Origin of the sequence: Marinobacter sp. KM021, assembly GCF_050707965.1 — a bacterium.
In the GTDB taxonomy this organism is placed as follows: domain Bacteria; phylum Pseudomonadota; class Gammaproteobacteria; order Pseudomonadales; family Oleiphilaceae; genus Marinobacter; species Marinobacter shengliensis.
Genome location: NZ_CP136129.1, coordinates 3019399 through 3037209 on the forward strand (window position 1 = coordinate 3019399; position 17811 = coordinate 3037209).

The 17811-nt window shown below is 59.8% G+C and carries 17 protein-coding genes; 7 read left to right on the top strand and 10 right to left on the bottom strand.

Annotated features, from left to right (window positions below; genetic code table 11):
- Positions 1-186: 186 nt before the first annotated feature.
- From RVM24_RS14225 to RVM24_RS14240, 4 genes are all read left to right on the top strand, one after another.
- A complete protein-coding gene (locus tag RVM24_RS14225; protein ID WP_058091449.1) occupies positions 187-498 on the top strand; it encodes a DUF3301 domain-containing protein in 312 nt (103 codons plus the stop codon).
- 116 nt (positions 499-614) lie between these two features.
- A complete protein-coding gene (locus RVM24_RS14230; protein ID WP_061330763.1) occupies positions 615-1541 on the top strand; it encodes an esterase/lipase family protein in 927 nt (308 codons plus the stop codon).
- A gap of 7 nt (positions 1542-1548) precedes the next feature.
- On the top strand, positions 1549-2643 hold the full coding sequence (locus RVM24_RS14235; protein WP_061330764.1) for a lipase secretion chaperone: 1095 nt from the start codon (positions 1549-1551) through the stop codon (positions 2641-2643).
- Positions 2644-2717: 74 nt separating this feature from the next.
- Positions 2718-4073, top strand: a complete 1356-nt coding sequence (locus RVM24_RS14240) for a sensor histidine kinase (protein ID WP_061330765.1) — start codon at positions 2718-2720, stop codon at positions 4071-4073.
- Here RVM24_RS14240 and RVM24_RS14245 read toward each other — a convergent pair.
- Positions 4042-4704: a response regulator transcription factor gene (locus tag RVM24_RS14245; RefSeq protein ID WP_061330766.1), complete on the bottom strand. Its 663-nt coding sequence runs from the start codon at positions 4702-4704 to the stop codon at positions 4042-4044. The genes RVM24_RS14240 and RVM24_RS14245 overlap by 32 nt on opposite strands.
- A 207-nt stretch (positions 4705-4911) precedes the next feature.
- Here RVM24_RS14245 and RVM24_RS14250 point away from each other — a divergent pair, with 207 nt between their 5' ends.
- From RVM24_RS14250 to RVM24_RS14260, 3 genes are all read left to right on the top strand, one after another.
- Positions 4912-6228 carry a substrate-binding domain-containing protein gene (locus RVM24_RS14250; protein WP_227510036.1) on the top strand — a complete coding sequence of 439 codons (1317 nt, stop codon included), beginning with the start codon at positions 4912-4914 and terminating at the stop codon, positions 6226-6228.
- 130 nt (positions 6229-6358) lie between these two features.
- On the top strand, positions 6359-7654 hold the full coding sequence (locus RVM24_RS14255; protein ID WP_061330767.1) for a pyridoxal phosphate-dependent aminotransferase: 1296 nt from the start codon (positions 6359-6361) through the stop codon (positions 7652-7654).
- Positions 7655-7704: 50 nt separating this feature from the next.
- Entirely contained in the window at positions 7705-8529 is an 825-nt protein-coding gene (locus RVM24_RS14260) for an inositol monophosphatase family protein (RefSeq protein WP_061330768.1), read from the top strand.
- A gap of 521 nt (positions 8530-9050) precedes the next feature.
- On the opposite strand, the gene slmA is transcribed toward RVM24_RS14260, so the two are convergent.
- The 9 genes from slmA to RVM24_RS14305 all read right to left on the bottom strand — a co-directional run bounded on the left by slmA (position 9051) and on the right by RVM24_RS14305 (position 17588).
- Complete coding sequence (slmA, locus tag RVM24_RS14265; RefSeq protein ID WP_061330769.1) at positions 9051-9638, bottom strand: nucleoid occlusion factor SlmA; 588 nt, start codon at positions 9636-9638, stop codon at positions 9051-9053.
- 118 nt (positions 9639-9756) lie between these two features.
- Positions 9757-10566, bottom strand: coding sequence for a thiazole synthase (locus tag RVM24_RS14270; protein ID WP_058091455.1), 810 nt, complete (start codon positions 10564-10566; stop codon positions 9757-9759).
- A gap of 51 nt (positions 10567-10617) precedes the next feature.
- Positions 10618-10818 (bottom strand): sulfur carrier protein ThiS, encoded by a 201-nt coding sequence (gene thiS / locus RVM24_RS14275; protein WP_058091456.1) that lies wholly within the window; start codon positions 10816-10818, stop codon positions 10618-10620.
- A 17-nt stretch (positions 10819-10835) separates the two neighbouring features.
- The gene (locus RVM24_RS14280; protein WP_061330942.1) at positions 10836-11186 is read right to left on the bottom strand and encodes a DUF423 domain-containing protein; all 351 of its coding nucleotides are present in this window, start codon (positions 11184-11186) and stop codon (positions 10836-10838) included.
- A 34-nt stretch (positions 11187-11220) separates the two neighbouring features.
- Positions 11221-12024 (bottom strand): symmetrical bis(5'-nucleosyl)-tetraphosphatase, encoded by an 804-nt coding sequence (locus tag RVM24_RS14285; protein ID WP_061330770.1) that lies wholly within the window; start codon positions 12022-12024, stop codon positions 11221-11223.
- Positions 12017-12850: a 16S rRNA (adenine(1518)-N(6)/adenine(1519)-N(6))-dimethyltransferase RsmA gene (rsmA, locus tag RVM24_RS14290; protein WP_061330771.1), complete on the bottom strand. Its 834-nt coding sequence runs from the start codon at positions 12848-12850 to the stop codon at positions 12017-12019. Before rsmA ends, RVM24_RS14285 begins: the two co-directional genes overlap by 8 nt.
- The gene (gene pdxA, locus RVM24_RS14295; protein WP_106693928.1) at positions 12847-13857 is read right to left on the bottom strand and encodes a 4-hydroxythreonine-4-phosphate dehydrogenase PdxA; all 1011 of its coding nucleotides are present in this window, start codon (positions 13855-13857) and stop codon (positions 12847-12849) included. Before pdxA ends, rsmA begins: the two co-directional genes overlap by 4 nt.
- Positions 13854-15197 (bottom strand): peptidylprolyl isomerase, encoded by a 1344-nt coding sequence (locus tag RVM24_RS14300; protein ID WP_061330773.1) that lies wholly within the window; start codon positions 15195-15197, stop codon positions 13854-13856. Before RVM24_RS14300 ends, pdxA begins: the two co-directional genes overlap by 4 nt.
- Positions 15198-15266: 69 nt before the next feature.
- Positions 15267-17588: an LPS-assembly protein LptD gene (locus RVM24_RS14305; RefSeq protein ID WP_431475410.1), complete on the bottom strand. Its 2322-nt coding sequence runs from the start codon at positions 17586-17588 to the stop codon at positions 15267-15269.
- Between the last annotated feature and the right edge of the window lie 223 nt (positions 17589-17811).

Genomic DNA, 17811 nt, shown 5'->3' on the forward strand with positions numbered 1-17811 from the left:
GCACACGGCGACAGGTCGATAGTGTTCCAGCGAGTTCGATAAAAAGATCCCAGGAGCGACCCATGCGCAGAAACGAACCGGTTACCGACGAACAGCAATTTCCCGAGGCGGCGCAATAGGGTAGTCTGGCGATCTGTCGGCTGGTGAAACCAGCCCAACCCACAAAAGCTCAGGATCGCCAGCACCTTGACCCTCGGAAATCTTTTCTGGCTGTTTGTCGCCGGTTTTGCCATCTGGTACTGGTGGAAAGCCAAGGACATCAAAGACTTCGTGCTACAGGCCGCACACCGTTACTGTAAGACCATGGATGTGCTGTTACTGGATGATGCCGTTTACCTGCGCGGACTCTGGTTCAAACGCGACCGCAACGGAAAACTCCGGGTATGGCGCCGCTTCCTGTTTGATTTCACCACCACTGGCGAAGAACGCTATACCGGGCGCATCATCATGCTCGGCCGACAGATTGAGCACATGGAACTGGAACCCCACCGGTTCTGAGCCCAGCACACGTACACCCTTTCACCTCACCCAAATGGGCGATTACGCCAGACCCGACCGCCGGGCAATACTCCTCGTTGCATTACGACAACCAACAAAAACAACAGGAGTCTTTTATGCGAATTGCCATGCCTTTCCGGCTGATGGCCGCGGCCCTCATGCTGGTCTTCTCAATGGTGAGCCACGCCAGTTACACCCAGACCCGCCACCCGATTGTGCTGGTTCACGGTGTGACCGGTTTCAACACCATCGGTGGTCTGGTCAACTATTTCCATACCATCCCCTGGAACCTTGAGCGCAGTGGCGCAAAGGTCTACACCGCCAGTGTTTCGTTTGTGAATAGCAGTGAACAGCGCGGACAACAGCTGGCCAACTACGTAAACAGTCTTGGTCACTCCAAGGTCAACCTGATGGCCCACAGCCAGGGCGCGCCCACCTCCCGGGTAACCGCCTCCCTGATTCCCCACCGCATTGCCTCTGTTACCTCCATCAATGGTGTTAACAAGGGGTCGAAAGTCGCCGATGTCATCCGGGGCATACTGCCTCCCGGCAGCTACGTGGAAGGTGGGGTGGACGCCATCGCCAATGCTCTCGGCGGACTGATCAACGCTCTGTCCGGTTCCAACAACCCGCAGGATGGCGTGGCCGCGCTGGAAACCCTCACCACCCCGGGCACCACCAGCTTGAACAACGCCCTGGGCTGGAAAGGGGTTAACCGAAATGCCTGCGCTGGCACCGATGAGGACGTCTGGATCAACGGCAACCGGGTGAAGTTCTTCTCCTGGACCGGGCGCGGCATCTGGACCAACGTGTTCGACATCACCGATCCGTTCCTGGGAGTAACCTCTCTCGCCTTCGGCAGTGAGCCTAGTGATGGCCTGGTGGGCGTTTGCTCCACCATGATGGGCAATGTGATCGGCACCCACTACGACATGAACCATGTCGATGCCATCAACCACCTGCTGGGTGCACGCTCACTCTGGACCAATCCGGTCAGCCTGTACCGCAGCCACGCCAACCGTTTGAAGAACCGCGGATTGTGAGAACAGTATGACGAACAAACCCATCGCATTGCGTCGATGGGTGCTTCCCGGGGCGCTGCTGGCCGTTGTGGCCGGCAGTGGCCTCTGGTGGGCACTGACGCCGCAAGCAGATACGGGCACCGCCAACACAACACCTCAGCAGGCAACTGAAAAGGCCGCTCAGCAGTCTGGTTCAACCAGCCTTGCCCCGACGGCCATTGTCGCCCCCAGCGCACCGGTTGCTGAAACCCGAACCCCGGAGTCCCTGGGTCCCAACCCGTTTGCGCCCTCACTGCAGGGTACCGATATAGACGGCGTTCTGCAGGCGGACGACAACGGTCAGCTGATCGTGAATCTGGAGGTCAGGGATTTCTTCGATTATTTCCTGAGCACCGCCGGCGAGGTATCACCGGAAACCGCCATCGGCCAGATTCAGCAAATGGCCCGCCAACACCTGCCAGAACCCGCCGCACAGCAAGCCCTGGCCCTGCTGGATCAATATCTGGCTTACAAACAGGCTTCTCTGGAAGTCATGCAAACCGAACTGGACCCGGCCCGCCAGCATGAACCGGCCTATCAGCTTTCTGCTCTGGGTAATGCCCTGGCTCAGCTGAAGGGTCTGCGGCAACAAACCTTCGCACCCGACGCTCATCAAGCCTTCTTCGGCATGGAAGAAGCCTACAGCGAATATACCCTGGCCACGCTTGCCATTCAGCAGCGGGCCGACCTGACCGATCAGGGCAAACAGGCCCTGGTGGAATGGCACCGCAACCAGCTGCCAGGCACCCTGAAATCCACCGAACAACGGCTGGAAGCCAGCGCACAACAGCACCAGGAACGGGTTCTCGCGGTGGAGTCGGCCACCTCCCCGGAAGCGGCGGGACAACGACTCACCGAGCTGGGGCTTGATCGCCAGAGCGTTGACGGCGTGGTCAGTTACCTCCAGCAACAGGAAGCCTTCCAGGCTCGGTTCGAAAGCTTCCGGAAGGACCTGCAAAGCAGCGTTGCCGGCGGTCTCGTGGACGCCGAACAACAGCAACATCAGGAACAATTGTTACAGCAACACTTCCAGGATGAACAGGAACAGACCTGGGCAAGACTGAAGCTGCTGGATCAAAGCTGATCATAATGTGCGGAAGCGCCTGAACTCGGCGCTGCCGCGTATTACAATCGGGCGAAGACGCAGTAGGACCCGATATGAACGCTGAACAAATCCAACAACAGCAAGCGCTGGGCTTCAGGTCTCTGAACTTTACCCCCAGGCTGGAGCCCGTTTACCGGGAATCCAGGTCAGCCATGATTCGGCAACGGGCAAGGCCCGTGTCGATTGCCGGCCTGGCCCTGTACCTGGTCTATGCGATCGTAGACATTCTCACCCTGCCTCCGGAGCTGGCCAGTATAACCGCCGGGGTTCGCCTGGCCGTGGTCTGCCCGATAATCATCCTGGTGCTCATCCTCGCCTATCAGGACAAGCCTTCAGACCAGACGTTCGAGAAACTGTATACCGCCGCCTACCTTGTTGGTGGTGTCGGCGTGATCGCCATCATCCTGGCGGCCCGAAAACAGGACTATCCGCTGCCCTATGAGGGCATGATCCTGATGCTCATGTTTGGCTATTTCGCCATGGGCCTTCCTTTCAAAACTGCCGCTGTGGCCTCCAGCCTGCTGGTCATCGCCTATCTGAGCACAGAGGCCTTTGCCGGCACGCCCACCCCCGCCGTCCTGAGCAATGGCTTCTTTCTGTTGACCGCAAACGCCATCGGCATGATTGGCTCCTGGGTCAGTGAATACCGGCATCGCGCGCACTTTCTGGACCGCCAGCTATTGGACCTGATGCACCAGGCTACTGAAGCTGAAAGCCGGCGGAAGACCGAACTGATTACCGCCGCCAGCCACGATCTGCGCCAGCCATTGAATGCTATTTACATCACCCTGGAAAATCTGAAACCAGGCGAACAGGATGGCCATCAGAGCTCGGTCATTGCTCAAGTCAAAGATATGGTGGCCCAGCTACGCCGCCTGCTCGGAACCGTGCTCGACAGCGCTCGCCTGAGTGAAGGAATGATCCAACCAGAAATAGTGCCGGTCAGCCTCGAAGCCATGGTTCAGGAACTACACGACCTGATGAACGAGACGCTCGGCCAACACAATATCACTCTGACCATTGAACCACAGCCTGCCGGTTATCCCGTTCTGGCTGACCCGGGCCTGTTGCTGCGTATACTGCAGAACCTGGTGATCAATGCGGCCGACCATAGCGGTGGCAATACCATCACCGTCAGCAGCCAATGCCAGGACCACAGGGTAAGGCTACAGGTAGCCGACAACGGCAAAGGGGTGGCGCCAGAGCTGGGGGAGCAGTTGTTCCAGCCCTACGTTCGTGGCACCAGCCCGGCGCCCTGCCCGGGGCTTGGTTTGGGGCTGACCATCGTCCGGGAATTCACCGGCCTGATGAATGGCCGGTGCGGTGTCGACTCCCGGCCTAAACAGGGTAGCGTGTTCTGGGTTGAGCTACCGGCCACTACAACCAGCCAAGCGCCCGGGCCTTGTTAACGCACTCTGTCCGGTTGTGAACACCGAGCTGGGTGAAGATCGCCTTCAGGTGGGTTTTCACGGTGTGTTCAGTCAGGTCCAGGCTTTGGCAGATGCGTTTGTTGGGGAAACCCTGAGCCAGCAGGGCCAATACCTCCCGCTGCCTTGGCGTCAGGGGAAGGTCGTCAGTAGCGAAAGCCGTCAGGCCACCGGGGAAGTAGCTCTGCCCCTGTCCCACTGCTCGCATCATTCGCACCAGTGATGCCCTGCTTGCGGATTTGGCAAGAAAACCTTTGGCACCGGCGGCCCTGGCGGCCCGCACCGTCCCTTCGTCATCGCTGCTGGAAATAATGACAATGGGCGGTTTGGCACTCTGACCAGACAGCCGGGCGAACAGAGATAGCCCCACCTCACCGTTGAGGGCGACATCCAGCAGCACCAGATCAATGTTGTCATCGTGCCTGAGGGCATCGGCAGCTTGTTCAACCGACGAGACAATTTTCACCTGCGCTGCCAGCATCTCCTGCTGAATCAGACCCGCCAGTCCTTGAGCAAACAGCGCATGGTCGTCCACCAACAGCACCCTCCCGAAGAGTGATACTGCCGATGCCGGGGCGGATTCGGCACCCCGACCAAGCGTTGTCGCAATCATTCACAGTCTCCCGCACTGTTTATTTTTGTTTCCGGGGATACGCCACTATAAGCCAGCCAGACCAATCACTCAGCGGCCTGCTTAACACTTTATTACATAGGTGCCTGTTCTTATCCGCTCACTGCAACCGACTGAAACACAAATGTCATAATTCTGAAGCATGCTTCCCCTTATTCAACCATCTGTTATAAATAGGTTTTTCAACTAATGGCGAAACCACCAAGGAAGTTTTTCACTCTCTGCCTGTTCGTTCTCGCGGCGGTCATGCTGTCTCCGGCATCCGCCCATGAGCTTGAAATTCACGGGTCGAACACCGTTGGCGCCACACTGGCCCCCATGTTGGTCTCCGGGTATCTACAGCAGCTGGGCGACGACAACCCCAGCAGCCGGCCCACTGGTGAGGAAAATGAACAGATCCTCAGTGCCAACGCCGGCGGCCGCAATCTCAGTGTTCTGGTGGCGGCGCATGGCTCGAGCACCGGCTTTCGAACCCTCGCCAGCGGCCGGGCCGGCATCTGGGCATCGTCCCGACCGGTGAAGCCATCCGAGGCCGACCAAGTGCGCGCGCAAGCCGATCTCACCGCGCTGGAAAGCGAGCATGTGATCGCCATTGATGGCCTCGCCATCCTGGTGCACCCATCCAATCCGATCAATCAACTCAGCATCGACACCATTGGCCAGATCTTTGCCGGTGAGATTCGCAACTGGTCAGAGCTCGGAGGCAGTAACCGGGCTATCACCCTGTACGCGCGGGACGACCGCTCCGGCACCTGGGACACCTTCAAATCCCTCGTGCTTGGCAAGAAATACCCGCTGGATCCTTCGGCAATGCGTTACGAATCCAATGATCAGCTCTCTGATGATGTGTCCCGAGACCCGGGTGGAATCGGTTTCTCAGGCCTGGCCTCGGTACGCAACAGCAAGCTGTTGGCAGTTTCCGACGGCAACGCACCGGCCCTGAAACCGAACCAACTGACCGTCGCCAGTGAGGACTACCCGTTGTCCAGGCGGCTGTTCATGTACACCATGGGTGATCGCACGCCGGAATTGGCCGCTCAGTTGATCGAGTTTGCCCTGGGCACCAACGGCCAGGCCCTGGTGGCCGAATCCGGGTTTATTTCCCAGAACCCGATTGCGGTGAAGCCGGACTTCGATGCCTCCGTGCCGCTCACCTTCCGTCGCCTGACCGAGAACTACCAACGGCTGACCGTAAACTTCCGGTTTGCCGAGGGCCACACCAAACTGGACAACAAGGCACAACGGGACCTGATGCGAGTGAAGCATTATCTCGAAGCGCAAGGACGCTCAGCGGAAGACCTGTTGCTGATCGGCTTCGCCGACACCCAGAGCCATGAACTGAGGGCCCAGATGATCTCCGAACTGCGGGCGCTCTCTGTACGCAAGGCGTTAAACGAGGCAGGCCTGCCCCGGGTCGCCTACACTGGTTATGGACACTATATGCCGGTGGGCGGCACCGGCAATCAACGTAACGGCCGAGTGGAAGTCTGGATCAAAGACCGATAGCACCGGATAGACAGGGGGTTCGACGAAAGTTTCGCCCAAGCCTTCGGCAATCCCCTATCCGCACTGGTATCACAGATATGTTTGGGTTTCCTATACTGCCGTTGTCACCACCAACCAACAGACCGGGACAATGGACATCAAAAAAGACCACCGCTTCGCCATCAACCTGAACGTTCGGGGCATTCAGCCCTCTTCCACCCTGCGGATCAACGAGCTGAGCAACCAGCTACGTTCCGAGGGCAAGGACATCATCAAACTTGGCTTGGGCCAGTCGCCATTCCCGGTGCCCGAGCGCGTGGTTGATGCCCTCAAAGAGCACGCCCACGAGAAAGATTACCTGCCGGTGAAAGGCCTCAAGGGCCTGCGCGAGGCCATTGCCGGTTACATTAACCGGGCCGAGCGCATGCGTTGCACCTGGGAAGACGTGCTGATTGGCCCGGGCTCGAAAGAGCTGCTGTTTATTCTGCAGCTGGCCTACTACGGTGACCTGCTGATTCCGCGCCCGAGCTGGGTATCCTATGCGCCTCAGGCGCGAATCATCGGCCGCTCGGTACACTGGCTGCCCACCCACGCGGAAAACAACTGGCAGCTGACGGCGGAAGAACTGGACATCATCTGCCGGGACGACCCGTCGCGCCCGCGTATCCTGATCCTGAATTACCCGTCCAACCCTACCGGTTGCACCTACACCGACGACCAGTTGCTGGCCATCGCCAACGTGGCGCGCAAGTACAACCTGATACTGTTATCGGATGAGATCTACGGTGAAGTGCACTTTGAGGGCAAGCATAAATCCATCGCCCGTTATTACCCGGAAGGCACCATCATCAGCACCGGCATGAGCAAGTGGCTGGGTGCCGGCGGCTGGCGCCTTGGTGCCTTCATCTTCCCGCCGGAACTGCGCCCGCTACAGGATGCCATGGCCATCATTGCCAGTGAGACCTTCACCTCCACCGCAGCGCCCATCCAGCATGCCGCCATCACCGCCTTTGACGGTGGCGAAGACATCGACGAGTACCTGAAACAGTCCCGTCGGGTGCTGAAAGTGGTGGGTGAATACGTTTACACCCGTTTGAGCGCCATGGGTGCCGTGGTGCAAAAGCCGGAGGGGGCCTTCTACCTGTTCCCGGATTTCTCCAGCTTCAGCGACAGACTGGCCCGGAGGGATATCAAGACCGCCCAGGCGTTCTGCACCGCTCTGCTGGAGGACACCGGCGTGGCCATCCTGCCCTCCAGTGACTTCGGCTTTGTGCCGGACCACCTGGGCGCGCGCCTCGCGTTCGTCGACTTCGACGGCACCCAGGCCCTCGCCCTGGCCGGTGGCGACTATGCTGAGCAGGCGCTGGGTGACGATTTCGTCAAACAGGCCTGCCCGCGCATTGTGCTGGCCATGGACAAGATGGAGAAGTGGCTGAGCAGCCTGTAAAGCCGCGCCGTGCTAAACTGGCACCCTCACGTTGTTCAACTGGGGGTGCCATGTCTGATTCCGTTTCTCTGCGCGAAATCACCGATTTTGCCGAAGCCCTGGCCAGGGAGGCCGGCGAGCTGATCCGCCACGAGCGCCAGGAAAACACCCTGCGCACCGACTACAAGCAGCAAACGGAACTGGTTACCCACGCTGATGTGATGGCCGACGAATTCATCACCGGCGCCATCCGCGAACGCTTTCCCAATCACCGCATCCTGTCTGAAGAAACCATGCCGGACCTGTCCCAGGCAGAAGAGCTGGACACGCCGCTGTGGATCATCGACCCCATCGACGGCACGGTAAACTACGCCTACGGTCACCCGCAGGTGGCGGTGTCCATTGCCTATGCGGAGCGCGGCCAGGTTCAGGTGGGTGTGGTGCACGCGCCTTTTCCGGGCGAAACCTTTCGGGCCACCAAGGGCGAAGGCGCTACGTTAAACGGCCAGCCCATTCGCCACAGCGGCGCAACGGAACCCCGGCAAAGCCTGTTTGCCACGGGCTTCCCCTACACCAAGGACAATCTGGAACCGCTGGTGCGCCGACTGGATGCCATGATTCACCAATGCCGGGACCTGCGCCGCATTGGCTCGGCGGCCCTGGACATCTGCTGGGTGGCCTGTGGCCGTCTGGATATCTACTACGAGAACGTCAGCCCCTGGGACTTCGCCGCCGCCCGCCTAATTGCCTGGGAAGCCGGCGCCACCGTCGGCCACTTCGGCGACGTGCCCGATGGCTACCCGGCCGATCTCTGGGGCCGCGACATCCTGATCTCTGCACCGGCGGTATGGGAACCCGTGCGGTCCATACTCCGTTCTGCTTCGGGTTATGACTGAGGCCGTTTTTTTTGTTTCTGCCGGTTTGGGTTGGGAGTTTAGATCTGCCTAGCCTGCGATTTTGCGCGGTTAGGCACTGGCTGGAGGCCCTTTCCCGAAAACGCTACGAGCACATCCATGTGCGCTTCGCTCCGGCCATCCCTGGCCTCCGAGATTTCGGGAAAGGGCCTCCAGCCAGTGCCTTTCGAACTTCACGGGAATCGCATTAACAGCGCCACTTTTCTCTGTAAACCAGCGATAAATCCAGTTCGGTTTCAGTGAATTGGGTATATCACCGAAATCCGATCGTTGTGGGCGGGGTTTGCCTTCGCAGAATCTCGAAGGCCAGGGATGGCCGGAGCGAAGCGCACATGGGTGAGGCAAGCGTTTATGAAGCGAAGCTTCATGCGCAGCCGAACGACAGCAATCTGTGATTGCTGGCTGGACCCGCTTGCGGGTGCTCGTAGCGTTTTCGGGAAAGGGCCCCCAGCCAATGCCTAACCACCAAACAGATCAGGCTAGGGGTAGACGAACACCAAGCCTCAACCCCAAACAGCTTCGGAAACCAAGCTCCAAGCCTCGTCGAAATCAGCCGAAGGCAAACGGGAGAATGAGGAACGAACGAACCGCTGGATGCGGCCTTCGAGGAACACCATCACAAAATCTGCACCGCGAGCCGCGCTGGTTCGAGGCCGCAGGCTCTGGCGGATTTCGCCCTCTTTCAGGGTCTGACGGAACTGGGTTTCCAGGCGCTCGAAGAACTGGGACGCGCGTTTGCGCAGTGTCTCGTCTTCGCCCATCAGGGCATCGCCGGTAAGCACGCAACACAAACCCGGGTTACGCTCTGCGAACACCAGCACCAGATGCACCAGCTGCTGAAGGCGAACCCGCACATCTTCCTGCTCCTGCAACACCACCTGGCAGCGGGAGAACACCGCCTCCTCGGCAAATTCGATCAGGGCCTCGAACATTTTGCGTTTGCTGGGAAAGTGCCGGTACAAGGCCGCTTCGGTAACGCCCACGGTTTTGGCCAGGCCGGCGGTGGTGATCCGGGCCCCCGGGTCATTTTGCAGCAATTCAACAAGGGCCTGCAGGATGGTCTCCCGCCGGCTGGGTTTCTGAGTGGTCATATCAGTACTACAGCGCTCTGTTTTTTTGGCCACCGACAACACGGACCTGCTCGGACACTGGGATTATCTTTCTACCCGTGTCAGTCCGTGCCGTCCGTGGCTAACGTTTTATATTCTTTTAGAAAAACGTGCCGTCGATCGGCGACGACGCACTGGCGTAAAGCTTCTTCGGCATACGTCCAGCAAGGTAGGCCTCGCGGCCGGCTTCGATGGCCAGGCGCATGGCGTTGGCCATTTTGATCGGGTCTTTGGCCTGGGCGATGGCGGTGTTCATCAGTACGCCGTCGCAGCCCAGCTCCATCGCGATGGTGGCATCCGAGGCAGTGCCAACGCCCGCGTCGACCAGTACCGGCACCTTGGCGTTCTCGACGATCAGTCGGATGTTGTAGCGGTTCTGGATGCCAAGGCCGGAGCCGATAGGCGCACCCAGGGGCATGATGGCCACGCAGCCCATTTCTTCCAGGCGCATGGCCAGCAGCGGGTCGTCGGAGCAGTACACCATCACCTTGAAACCGTCTTTGATAAGCTCTTCGGCGGCGGTCAGGGTTTCCGGCATGTTGGGGTACAGGGTTTTGTGTTCACCCAGCACTTCCAGTTTCACCAGGTCGTGGCCGTCCAGCAGCTCCCGGGCCAGCTTGCAGGTGCGTACCGCGTCTTTGGCGGTGTAGCAGCCGGCTGTGTTGGGCAGGATGGTGTAGGTGCTCGGGGAAATGACATCCAGCAGGTTCGGCTCGTCCGGGTTCTGGCCGAGGTTGGTACGGCGCACCGCCACGGTCACAATCTCGGCACCACTGGCTTCGATGGCGTGGCCGGTTTCCATCAGGTCGTGATACTTGCCAGTGCCCACCAGCAAGCGGGACTGGTACACCTTGCCTGCAATTTCCAGGGGTTTGTCTTCGGGGAGCTGGATTTCCGGGGTATCTGTCATAACCTACCTGAGTTCAGTGAAAAGAGGGGGCGCGTTCAGCTGAACGCAAACTTAACCGCCGCCGATGGCGTGCACCACTTCCACCCGGTCGCCATCGCTCAGGGTGAAACTCGGGTGCTGACTGCGGGGCACAATATCTTCGTTGACCTCAACCGCGACCCGTTTTCCGGCCAGCGTGAGATGCTCAATCAAGGTCGCAATGGTTGCTCCACCGGGGAGTTCCATGTGCTCACCATTTACCTGAACCTGCATGGTTCGGATCACCTCCGTTACTTTTTCAGGGCCGCAGCAACCAGCAGGGCCCAACCAATCATGAAGCAGACACCGCCAATGGGCGTAACCGGCCCGAGCCAGTGATGGCCGGATAACACCAGCAGATACAGGCTGCCGCTGAACAGCACAATGCCTGCGAGCCAGAAGCCGCAAGCAATACCCAGCAGTCGCCGGGACAAGCCCAGGGCCGGCATCATGCTCGCCGCCACCAGTATCAAGGCGTGATACATCTGGTAACTGACGGCGGTCTGGAACACTTCCAGGCCCCGCTCGCTCACCACTTGGCGCAAACCGTGGGCTCCGAAGGCACCCGCCATCACCGCCAACAGGCCGCCCACAGCACCCATCACCAGAGCCCAGCGAATCACCGCTTCTGAGGGTTTAAGCGCAGTCACAGTGAATCAGCTCCCCGGAATCCAGGTTCATCAGCGTCAAGGCGCCGCCCCAGACACAGCCGGTATCCAGGCCGATAAACCGGTCGCTGCCGGTGTTGCCTTCCAGCGCAGCCCAGTGGCCGAAGATCACCTTTACGTCATCTTGCCGGGGGTAGGTAAACCAGGGTGCGAAGCCCGGCGGTGCATTATCCGCCGACTCCTTGGTGGCCAGCTCCAGGCTGCCGTCTTCAGCGATAAAGCGCATCCGGGTGAAGTAGTTGGTGATCGCCCGCCAACGGTCCATACCGGTGAGGGTATCACACCAGCGCTCCGGCTGATTGCCATACATTTGGCTGAAATAGTCCTGCGCCTGGTCGCCCCGGATCACCGCTTCTACTTCCCTGGCGCAGGCCACTGCCTGGTCCACGCTCCAGATATGAGGCAGCCCGGCATGGGCCATAACCAGGTTACGTTTCTCGTCGTGCACGCACAGATATTGTTGACGCAGCCAATGGATCAAACGGTCATGGTCCGGGGCATCCAGGATATCGTGCAGGGTGTCTTTGCGCTTCGGGCTGTGGCCCCCCAGGGCAACCGCCAGCAAGTGCAAATCGTGATTCCCCAACACCACCACGGCAGCGTCGCCCAGGCTTTCAATGTAACGCAGGGTTTCCAGTGAGGCGGGCCCGCGATTAATCAGGTCGCCCGCCACCCAGAGCCGGTCCCGGGAGGGCGAAAAATCCACTTTCGCCAGAACATCCCGCAACCGTTCATAGCAACCCTGAATATCGCCAATGGCGTAGTCAGTCATTACTTACCTCATCTACCTCGACGTTAAGCGGGCCGGAGTCCGCCAGCAGGTCGGCAATCTTGACGTAGTCGGCCAGGCTCAGGTTTTCCGGCCGCAGGCCGTCGTTGATGCCCACAGACTGCAACTGTTCCACCGTCACCAGGGCCGCCAGTGCCTTGCGCAGGGTTTTCCGGCGCGCGTTGAAGGCGGTGCGCACCACGGCCTGAAGGGTCTTGAGGTTCTTGGCCGGGTGCGGCAATTCTTTGTGAGGCACCAGCCGGACGATGGCGGAATCCACTTTCGGAGCCGGCCGGAAAGCCCCCGGGCCCACTTCAAACAGCGGCTGCACCTTGCAGAAGTACTGGGCCATGATACCCAGTCGGCCATAATTATTGTCGCCCGGCGTGGCCGCCAGCCGCTGCACCACTTCTTTCTGCAACATGAAGTGCATGTCCCGAACCACCCCGGACTGCGCCAGCAGGTGGAAGATCAGCGGCGTTGAGATGTTATAGGGTAAGTTGCCGACGATTCGAAGTGGGCGACCATCGACCACCAGCTGGCTGAAATCGAAACTCAGGGCATCGGCTTCGTGAATCCGGAACTCGGGATAATTGAAGAACTTGGTGCGCAGCACCGGAATCAGGTCCCGGTCCAGCTCCACCACCTGCAGGCGCGGATTAACCGCCAGAATCTCTTCGGTGATCGCACCGAGACCAGGACCAATCTCGACGATGGCATCGTCCGGTTTCGGATTGATCGACCGGACAATCTTCTCGATCACGCCCGGATCATGAAGGAAGTTCTGGCCGAAACGTTTACGGGCCTTGTGGCCCGGATGGTTACTCATGATGACTCTCCGGCAATAGCCGCCCGGCGGCAGCGGGCCATGTGTTCGCCTACGCGAATGGCGGTGTGCAGGCTGCCGGCGTCGGCCTTGCCGGTGCCGGCCAGGTCCAGGGCGGTGCCGTGGTCTACCGAGGTGCGGACAATGGGCAGGCCCAGGGTGATGTTAACGGCCCGGCCAAAGCCCTGGAATTTCAGTACCGGCAGGCCCTGGTCATGGTACATGGCCAGCACGGCATCAGCGTTATCCAGCCAGTGTGGGGTGAACAGGGTATCGGCCGGCAGCGGGCCGGTCAGTTTAATACCTTCGGCCCGGAGTTTATCCAGGGTCGGCTCGATCACCTCGATTTCTTCCCGGCCCAGATGGCCACCCTCGCCGGCGTGTGGGTTCAGCCCAGCCACCAGGATCCGTGGTTTTTCAATGCCAAAGAAGGTTTTCAGGTCGGCGTTGAGAATGCGCGTTACCTGGGTCAACCGTTCGGGGGTGATGGCCGCAGATACGTCCTTCAGGGGTAAGTGGGTGGTTACCAGCGCCACCCGCAATTCCTCAGTAGCCAGCATCATCACCACCCGTTCAACACCGCAGAGTTCCTGCAGAAACTCGGTGTGGCCGCTGAACGCGATTCCGGCTTCGTTGATCACGCCTTTGTGAACCGGCGCGGTCACCATACCGTCAAAATCGCCGTTCAGGCAGCCCCTGGCGGCGGTGGTCAGGGTATCGAGCACATACTGACTGTTGCCGGCGTGTAACCGGCCCGCGACTGTAGACGCGCAGCCTTCCACATGGCACACCGACACATGGCCAGCCCGGGTGTCCGGCGTCTGGCCCGGGTGCCAGTCGTGTAACTCTACGACCAGACCAAGCTGCCGGGCACGGTCTGCCAGCAGCGTTTTGCAAGCCACCACCACGATACCAGCCTGGCGCGGTTCAAGCGCCAGTTGCAGGCACAGTTCCGGCCCGATGCCCGCTGGCTCGCCGGCGGTCAAAGCCAGAATCACCGGTGTCGTCATGACGCGTTGTTTTCCTCACTGGCCGGGTTCAGATCGGCGTAGTCCCCTTTGAACTCGACAAAGGCTTCATCGCGAATTTCCCTGAGCCAGTTCTGAAGTTCGGTTTCGAACTTGCGCTGGTAGATAGCTTGCCGGGCCTGGGACTCCCGGTTTTCAGCAGTCACGTCCTGTTGCCGGCGCTCTTCTACCTGAAGAATGTGCCAGCCAAACTGGGACCGCACCGGCCCGTAAATCTCGCCCACATCGGCCTCCATCATGGCCTGCTCGAAAGCCGGAACCATCTGGCCGGGGCTGACCCAACCCAGGTTGCCGCCATCAGAGCCGGACACCGGGTCATCCGACAACTCCCGGGCCAGGGCCGCAAAGTTCGCGCCGTCCTGCAATTGCTGGTAGATATCGCGAATGCGGTTTTCAGCCTGGGTTTCGGTTACCGCTTGGGAGGGACGAATCAGGATATGACGCACCCGGTGCTGCTGGATCACCGTCAGCTGTTCGCCACCACGCTTGTCCATCACCGTCACCAGGTGAAAACCGCTGTTGTTCTCAAGCACCTCTGAGGGCACGCCTACTTCCATGTTCGGCACCACCGGCGCAACCAGGGACGGCAACTGGCTCTCTGTACGCCAGCCCATATCGCCGCCTTCAAGGGCGTTTCCGGCATCCGATTCGGCAACCGCCACTTCCCGGAAGTCGCGACCATCGATGATCTGCTGGCGCAGGTTTTCCGCTTTTGCGCGAGCCTGCTCAACGGAATCCTCGTTACCGGGGTCATCTACCTGGATAAAGATATAAGCCAGGCGGTATTCCTCAGCATCCGGCCCCCGGCCGGCCTGGGCCTGCAGGTAATTCTCAACCTCCCGGTCAGTGATACGGACCCGGTTGCCAACCCGGCGCTGCTGCACCCGGCCAGACAACATTTCATTACGGATCTGTTCCCGGGCCTGCTGGTAGGTAACGCCCTCTTCCGCCAGTTGCTCTTCAAACTGCTCCAGGCTCAAGCCGTTACTACGGGCAATATTAGCCAGGGTCTCGTTCAGCTCGTTATCGCTGATGCGCATCCCCATCTGGTCCGCCATCTGCAACTGAAGAGACTCGGAAATCAGCTGTTCCAATACCCGCTCTTCCAGCAGTTGCCGGGGCGGCAGGCCGGTGCCCTGGGCGCTGAGACGGCCAACAATGGTATTCACCCGCGCATCCAGTTCGGTCTGGAGGATGACATCGTCATCCACAATGGCAACCACCCGGTCCAGCACTTGTCGCTCGGCGTGGGCAGAAACCGACACAGCCAGCATGGCCATGGTCAGCAGCAGTGTCAGTCCGTGGCGTAACGTCGCCTTCATAATCACCTCTTGATGTGTACATTCCCAGCCAGGCCTTCGGAACAGGCTGGCTGATGACATTGGTTCGTTTTAACGGCGCGGAGTTCCAAAACGGCGGCGCTCGCGTTCGTCATAGCCGTAGATGGCATCAGAAATATTGTCGGAAGCGCCACCACTACCCCCGAGCCCTTTCAGTTCAATGCGGAACAGCACACGGTTGTCCAGCTGTTCATCGTCCGTCAGGTAGTTCTGGTGAACCACCTGAACACTCCAGCAGCAGTTGTTATATTCAATACCCGCCAGGGTACCAACCGTCCGGTCCAGGCCGGAATCATAAACCCAGCGGCCGATCCCGCTGACGCGGTTGGTCACTGGGAAAACAACACCAACATCACTCTGTTCCAGCTCGTCTGGTCGGCTGTAGGTGTGGCCCAGGGTGGCCAGGTAACGATAATCCTGTGAGTGGTAGATTAGCTGGCTTCGGCCTTCTTCAGTTTGCTGGGTGTCGGGGTCCCACAGGCCGGCACTGCGAATCTCCAGATTCTCCAGCGGATTCAATACCAGCTCACCGGCCAGCGGTGAGCTGCTTCTGTCGGAGGCTCCCTGGCCGAACAGATCCACTTCCCGATCATCGAAATAGCGCACCTGCCCGATGCTGACCCTGGCACGCTCCGCCCCGGTCACCAAGTCATTGAACCGGCTGGTCAGGGCGACGGTCAACTGGTTGGCGTCACCCACCCGGTCACCGCCGGTGAAGCGATCCCGCTCAAACAACTGGTCGAAGCGGAAACTCTTGAGCCCGGTATCAAAGTCCGGGATGTGATTCTGGTCAGCATCGGCATCGGCCCAGGCGTAATAAAGCCGGGGCTCCAGGGTCTGGTTGTACGGCACATCGAACAGGCTGGAGCGGCGATCGAAATACAGCCCGTTATCCCACTCAAACACCGGCACCGTTCGGTCAAAGCTGCCGCTGCCCTGAGTGTAATCTTCCAGGTCATAGCGGGTGTAATCCAGACTGACCGACGGCCGGGTGAAACCCCAGAGCCTGCGCACAGGCAGGGCCAGTTCCGGAATGGCCCGAACCCGCTGGCCGTTGGCCCGGTCCAGGCCGGTCAGATTCTCGTTGTCGCGATAGAACCAGGTGTACTGGCTCTCGAGATTGGCCTCGACGTGCCCGAATTCGCCGGTTCCGGCGTAAAGAATCTCCGGCAACTGGGCGTAGGGCTTGTCGACATCGGCGATCCGGTCCCGGATGGTCTGGTAACCGTTCAGGTAGGCATCGAAATACTGGTTATTGCCGGAATAACGCACACCCCCGCGACGTTGCAGGTGCGTTGCCTGATCGATTTCCAGGGAGCGGTTGAGGTCACTGAGGTAGTCCTGGTCAGAGACCACCGAGTAGTCCCCGTAACCGGTCCAACCCCCGCCAAACCGGGCCCGGGTGGTGAAATCCAGTGCCCAGCGATCGCCACCCTCGCCTGGATTGTCAGCCTTGAAGGCGGAATCGTTGTCGATATAACCCAGTTGCAGGACCGATTCACCAAAGCGACTCAGGTAACGCCCTTCTACTTCGGTAAACAGCCCACGACCATGAATGTACTGGGGTGTCAGGGTGGCATCGTAATGAGGTGCAAGGTTCAGGTAATACGGTAAGGCCAGATAGCCGCCACTGCCGGCGCTGGAGGAACCGAACTGGGGGTACAGGAAACCGGTCTTGCGGCGGTCATCAATGGGAAAGGTGATGTAGGGCCAGTAGAACACCGGGGTATCCAACACTTCCAGGCGAACGTGGCGGGCGGTGCCAAATCCTTCCTCCTGATCCAGGGCAATATCGGAAGCAACAATAGACCAGTCGTTCTGATGAGGCCCGCAGGTGGTCAGCATGCCATCGGTGATCAGCACCTGGTGCTCCCCCACCCGGGACAACGACGATGCCCGGCCCCGCATCTCGGCGTCATGCAGCAGGAAGGTGGCGGTGTTGATGTCCAGTTGCCCGGACTCCACCGAGTAACGGGCGCTGTCGCCGGTCAGTAAAAACCCGTCGCCACGGCTGACCAGCGGACCGACAAGGTCCAGCTCCCCCGTTTGCTGGTTATAACGGGCTTCAGAACCTGTAGCCTGGAATTCACCCTGGCGCAGGCGCACATCGCCCTGCAGGAACAACTCGGAATTCAGCTCATAGCGGGCGTTCAGGGCGCTGGCCTCCAGCGGTGCCCCGCCGGTCTCCGCTCCGGACAGCAAGGGCATCTGGCCGCCAGCCGACGACGATGGCAGGTATCCGCCTTCACAAAATACCGGTAATCGATCCCTCACCTCGGGCGGCAGCTCACTACGGGGGCGCCAGTCGATTTCCGCCGCACTGGGAGCCTGCTCCTGGGCGTTTGCTACTCCGGAAACAGGCAAAAGCGCCATTGCCAACAGGAGCCTGGCGAACCGGTGCTGGGGCCACGACAGGTAACGGTAACGGCTGGGCACGGTAGCGAAGTTCCTGTTCCGGGTGAATGGGGCTTGAAGAAAAACAGCTGCCTAGTTTACACGCGCCCCACGGGCTTGTTAACGGAAACACCGCTGCAAATCCGTTTTACGCTCTTTATACTGCTCTGCTAACGTTTGCACTCAGTCATTGAACTCAGGA

Bases quoted from the DNA above. Each gene is read 5' to 3' on its own strand.
- slmA (WP_061330769.1), bottom strand. From the start codon at position 9,638: ATGACCACTCAGAAACCCAGCCGGCGGGAGACCATCCTGCAGGCCCTT.
- RVM24_RS14235 (WP_061330764.1), top strand. From the start codon at position 1,549: ATGACGAACAAACCCATCGCATTGCGTCGATGGGTGCTTCCCGGGGCG.
- rsmA (WP_061330771.1), bottom strand. From the start codon at position 12,850: ATGAGTAACCATCCGGGCCACAAGGCCCGTAAACGTTTCGGCCAGAAC.
- RVM24_RS14300 (WP_061330773.1), bottom strand. From the start codon at position 15,197: ATGAAGGCGACGTTACGCCACGGACTGACACTGCTGCTGACCATGGCC.
- RVM24_RS14285 (WP_061330770.1), bottom strand. From the start codon at position 12,024: ATGACTGACTACGCCATTGGCGATATTCAGGGTTGCTATGAACGGTTG.
- RVM24_RS14240 (WP_061330765.1), top strand. From the start codon at position 2,718: ATGAACGCTGAACAAATCCAACAACAGCAAGCGCTGGGCTTCAGGTCT.
- RVM24_RS14260 (WP_061330768.1), top strand. From the start codon at position 7,705: ATGTCTGATTCCGTTTCTCTGCGCGAAATCACCGATTTTGCCGAAGCC.
- RVM24_RS14305 (WP_431475410.1), bottom strand. From the start codon at position 17,588: ATGGCGCTTTTGCCTGTTTCCGGAGTAGCAAACGCCCAGGAGCAGGCT.
- RVM24_RS14280 (WP_061330942.1), bottom strand. From the start codon at position 11,186: ATGGGTGCTGTGGGCGGCCTGTTGGCGGTGATGGCGGGTGCCTTCGGA.
- RVM24_RS14230 (WP_061330763.1), top strand. From the start codon at position 615: ATGCGAATTGCCATGCCTTTCCGGCTGATGGCCGCGGCCCTCATGCTG.
- thiS (WP_058091456.1), bottom strand. From the start codon at position 10,818: ATGCAGGTTCAGGTAAATGGTGAGCACATGGAACTCCCCGGTGGAGCA.
- RVM24_RS14255 (WP_061330767.1), top strand. From the start codon at position 6,359: ATGGACATCAAAAAAGACCACCGCTTCGCCATCAACCTGAACGTTCGG.
- pdxA (WP_106693928.1), bottom strand. From the start codon at position 13,857: ATGACGACACCGGTGATTCTGGCTTTGACCGCCGGCGAGCCAGCGGGC.
- RVM24_RS14245 (WP_061330766.1), bottom strand. From the start codon at position 4,704: ATGATTGCGACAACGCTTGGTCGGGGTGCCGAATCCGCCCCGGCATCG.
- RVM24_RS14250 (WP_227510036.1), top strand. From the start codon at position 4,912: ATGGCGAAACCACCAAGGAAGTTTTTCACTCTCTGCCTGTTCGTTCTC.
- RVM24_RS14270 (WP_058091455.1), bottom strand. From the start codon at position 10,566: ATGACAGATACCCCGGAAATCCAGCTCCCCGAAGACAAACCCCTGGAA.